Source organism: Halomonas halmophila, from assembly GCF_006540005.1.
In the GTDB taxonomy this organism is placed as follows: Bacteria; Pseudomonadota; Gammaproteobacteria; order Pseudomonadales; family Halomonadaceae; genus Halomonas; species Halomonas halmophila.
Genome location: NZ_BJOC01000002.1, coordinates 1 through 4349 on the forward strand (window position 1 = coordinate 1; position 4349 = coordinate 4349).

The following is a 4349-nucleotide window of genomic DNA, read 5'->3' on the forward strand; positions in this document are numbered from 1 at the left end:
TTCTTCCTTCTTCCTTCTTCCTTCTTCCTTCTTCCTTCTTCCTTCTTCCTTCTTCCTTCTTCCTTCTTCCTTCTTCCTTCTTCCTTCTTCCTTCTTCCTTCTTCCTTCTTCCTAGGCCCGCGCAGCGTAGGCGTAGAGCAGGGTTTCCTGGGCGCTGATCGGGGCGGCGTCGCCCGGGGTCTGCTTGACGTAGGTGCCGTCGCCCTGGAGCAGCCAGCTCTGGCAGTTGTCCACCAGGTAGGTTTCCAGGTCCTTGCGCACCCGGGCCGCCAGTTTCTTGTCGAGCAGCGGGAAGCAGGTCTCCACGCGGTGGAACATGTTGCGTGCCATGAAGTCGGCGCTGGAGCACCAGGTTTCCGGCTTGCCATCATTGTGGAAATGGAAGACCCGGGTGTGTTCGAGGAAGCGGCCGATGATCGAGCGCACCCGGATGGATTCGGAAATGCCCGGCAGGCCTGGGCGCAGGCAGCACATGCCGCGGATGATCAGGTCGCACTCCACCCCGGCCTGGGAGGCCCGGTAGAGGGCCTGGATCAGCTTGGGTTCGGTGAGCGAGTTGCACTTGATGATCAGGTGGGCGCGCTTGCCCTTGCGCGCGAAGGCGGCCTCGCGATCAATCATCTCCACCAGGCGGTCGTGCAGGGTGAAGGGCGCATGCAGAAGCTTCTCGATGTGGCGTGCCCGTCCCATGCCGGAAAGCTGCTGGAAGACCTTGTGCACGTCGGCACATAGCACCGGATTGGCAGTCAGCAGGCTGTAGTCGGTATACAGCTTGGCGGTCTTGGAGTGGTAGTTGCCGGTGCCCAGGTGGGCGTAGTGCCGCAGTTCGCCCCGCTCGCGGCGCACGATGTGCATCATCTTGGCGTGCGTCTTGTAGGCCATCACGCCGTAGATGACGATGGCGCCGGCCTCCTGCAGGCGCGAGGCCAGGGCCAGGTTGTCGGCTTCATCGAAGCGTGCCCGCAGCTCGATGACCACGGTGACTTCCTTGCCGTTGCCGGCGGCCTCCACCAGGGCGTTGACGATGGGCGAGTCGGCACCGGTGCGATACAGCGTCTGCTTGATGGCCAGCACGTCCGGGTCGCGAGCGGCCTCGCGCAGCAGTTCTTCCACCGGATTGAAGGACTGGAAGGGATGATGCAAGAGGATGTCGCCATCGGCCATGGCCTGCAGTACGCTGTCGCGCTTGTTCAGTGCCTTGGTGTTGCCGGGGGTGAAACTGCGGTACAGCAGTTCGGGGCGGTCGACATCGCCGAGTACCGACATCATGCGGGTCAGGTTCACCGGACCGCTGACCCGGTAGAGGTCCGTTTCCTCCAGCTTGAATTGCTTGATCAGGAAGTCGACCAGCTCTTCCGGACAGTTGTCCGCGACTTCCAGCCGCACGCCACTGCCGTAGCGGCGGGAGAGCAGTTCGCCGCGCAGCGCCGAGGCCAGGTCGGAGACATCATCGGGGTCGACCGACAGGTCGGCGTTGCGCGTCAGGCGGAACTGGTAACAGCCGCGCACCGACATGCCGGGGAAGACCTCCTCGGCATGGGCATGGATCATCGACGACAGGAAGATGTACTCGGTGAAGCCCTTCTCGCACAGCTCGTCGGGCAGGGCGATCACCCGCGGCAGCGAGCGTGGGGCCGGCAGGATCGCCATGCCGCCCTCGCGGCCGAAGGCGTCCTTGCCTTCCAGCTCGACGATGAAGTTGAGGCTCTTGTTGACCAGCCGCGGGAAGGGGTGCGAAGGATCGAGGCCGATCGGGCTGATGACCGGCATGATCTCGGTGGCGAAGTAGTTGGCCACCCAGTCGCGCTGGCCCTTGGTCCAGTCGCTGCGCCGACGGAAGCGCAGGCCCTGCTGTTCGAGCTGCGGAATCAGGTGATCATTGAGCACGCGGTACTGGCGCTCGACCTGTTCATGCGCAATGTGGGAAATCTCGTTGAGCACCGAGCGCGGCGGGCGGCCGTCGGCGCCGGTGGTTTCGTCGCCCAGGGCCAGCTGATTCTTCAGCCCGGCCACCCGGATCTCGAAGAACTCGTCCATGTTGGACGAGAAGATCAGCAGGAACATCAGGCGGTTGAGCAACGGATGCGCCTCGTCCAGCGCCTGTTCGAGCACCCGCACGTTGAACTGCAGATGGGACAGCTCGCGGTTGAAATACAGGTTGGGGTCGGTGAGGTCGGCCTCCGGGTCCGGCATCGCCTTGGGCTTGATGCCGGTCCGTGTCTGGTTGAGCCGCAGTGCCGGCGGTTCGGCACCCAGGACCGAGTCCTGCCCCGGCTTGATCTCGTCGTTACGCGATTCGTCCATGGGGAGTCCCTGCTGTTGTCGGCTGACGGGGTGAAGCTCGCCGCGTTTCAGGTATCGTCAGGCACTGCTGCTCAGCAGTCGCGCCGCTCGTTTGGCAAAGTAGGTCAGGATTCCATCGGCGCCGGCCCGCTTGAAGCACATCAGGGACTCCAGCATGACGGCGTCGGCATCCAGCCATTGGTGTTCGAAGGCGGCCATGTGCATGGCGTATTCGCCGCTGACCTGGTAGGCGAAGGTCGGCACGCGGAACTCATCCTTCACCCGGCGAACCACGTCGAGGTAGGGCATGCCGGGCTTGACCATCACCATATCGGCACCCTCGCCGAGGTCCAGGGCGACCTCGTGCAGGGCCTCGTCGAGGTTGGACGGATCCATCTGGTAGCTGGACTTGTCGGCCTTGCCCAGGTTGCCGGCCGACCCCACGGCATCACGGAAGGGACCATAATACGCCGAGGCGTACTTGGCGCTGTAGGCCATGATGCGCGTGTCGTGCAGCCGTTCCTGCTCGAGCACCTGACGGATGGTGCCGATGCGCCCATCCATCATGTCGGAGGGCGCGATGATGTCGGCGCCGGCCTCGGCGTGCGACAGGGCCTGCTTGAGCAGTGTCTCCACGGTGCGGTCGTTGAGCACATGGCCCTGGTCGTCGAGGATGCCGTCCTGACCGTGACTGGTGTAGGGGTCCAGGGCCACGTCGGTCATGATGCCGAGCTCCGGCACGGCGTTTTTCAGTGCCCGCACGCTGCGTTGCATCAGTCCCGTGGCGCTGTAGGACTCCTCGGCCAGCTCGCTCTTGAGCGTCGGTTCGACCACCGGGAAGATGGCCATGACGGGGATGCCCAGGTCGCGTGCGTCACGCGCCTCCTCGATCAGCAGGTCCAGTGACAGGCGCTCGACGCCCGGCATGGACGGAACGGCTTCGCGCTGACCCTCGCCCTCGCGCACGAACACCGGCCAGATCAGGTCGGCGGCGGTCAGACCGTTCTCGCGCATCATGCGGCGCGAGAAGTCGTCACGGCGCATGCGGCGCATGCGGGTAGCGGGAAACTGGCGTGTCGTCGTGAGACTCAAGGTGATCCTCCAGCGGTGAACCCTGGCCGCCCGTTGATGATGGCGGCAGAAGATGACGTCGTGATGACAGTGCCGTCAGTATATCAATGTGGCAGGGCCCTGACAGATGCGCCTTGTCGCACCCCATGCGACTCTCTACAGTGAAGGTTTCATTTGGATCGACCCGCGCGCGGAAGAAGCCGGTGGGAAGACGCCTTCAAGGAGACGAGCATGAGCAAGCAAGTAGCGGTGATTCTGTCGGGGTGCGGGGTTCAGGATGGCTCGGAAATCTATGAGTCGACACTGACGCTGCTGCGCCTGGACCAGTTGGGGATCGGTTATCGTTGCTTTGCCCCGGACATCGATCAACATGACGTGATCGACCATCGCACCGGCGAGGCGCAGTCCGAAGAGCGCCGCAATGTGCTGGTGGAGTCGGCGCGTCTGGCGCGGGGCGACATTGCGCCGCTGGCGGAACTGGAAGCCGATGATTTCGATGCCGTGATCCTGCCGGGCGGCTTCGGCGCCGCCAAGAACCTGTCGACGTTTGCCGTGGATGGCTCGGAGATGGTCATTCAAGAGGGTCTGCGCGAGGCACTGGCGGACTTCCATGAGGATCGCAAGCCCATCGGCCTGATGTGCATCGCCCCGGTCATGGTGCCGCGCCTGCTGGGGCCGGGGATCGCCGTGACCGTCGGCCATGACCCCAGCGTCTCCGGTGCCGTCAGCGCCATGGGCGGCCTGCACCGCAGCTGTGGTGTCGAGGATATCGTCGTGGACTTCGAGAACCGGGTGGTCACCACACCCGCCTACATGCTGGCGACGCGCATCGGCGAAGCCGCCACCGGCATCTTCAAGCTCGTCGACCGCATCGACGAGATGATGGATCTGTAAGCTGGAAGAGCGGCTACGCCGCTATAAGAGGGAAGAACGGCGCTTCGCGCCTTTAAGAGGGAAGGAAACCCTTGACGTTCCAGCCCCTGGCGCTAGCCTGC

At 64.0% G+C, this 4349-nt stretch carries 3 protein-coding genes; 1 reads left to right on the forward strand and 2 read right to left on the reverse strand.

All coding sequences use genetic code 11. The annotated features are described in order from the left end of the window. Positions 1 to 111: 111 nt before the first annotated feature. Positions 112 to 2304: a polyphosphate kinase 1 gene (gene ppk1 / locus HHA01_RS00160; RefSeq protein WP_141317078.1), complete on the reverse strand. Its 2193-nt coding sequence runs from the start codon at positions 2302 to 2304 to the stop codon at positions 112 to 114. A gap of 57 nt (positions 2305 to 2361) precedes the next feature. Continuing rightward, on the reverse strand, positions 2362 to 3336 hold the full coding sequence (gene hemB, locus HHA01_RS00165; RefSeq protein ID WP_498071600.1) for a porphobilinogen synthase: 975 nt from the start codon (positions 3334 to 3336) through the stop codon (positions 2362 to 2364). Between the two features lie 249 nt (positions 3337 to 3585). Between hemB and elbB the strand changes: the two genes are divergently transcribed. Continuing rightward, positions 3586 to 4248, forward strand: a complete 663-nt coding sequence (elbB, locus tag HHA01_RS00170) for an isoprenoid biosynthesis glyoxalase ElbB (protein WP_141317080.1) — start codon at positions 3586 to 3588, stop codon at positions 4246 to 4248. The last annotated feature ends 101 nt before the right edge of the window (positions 4249 to 4349 follow it).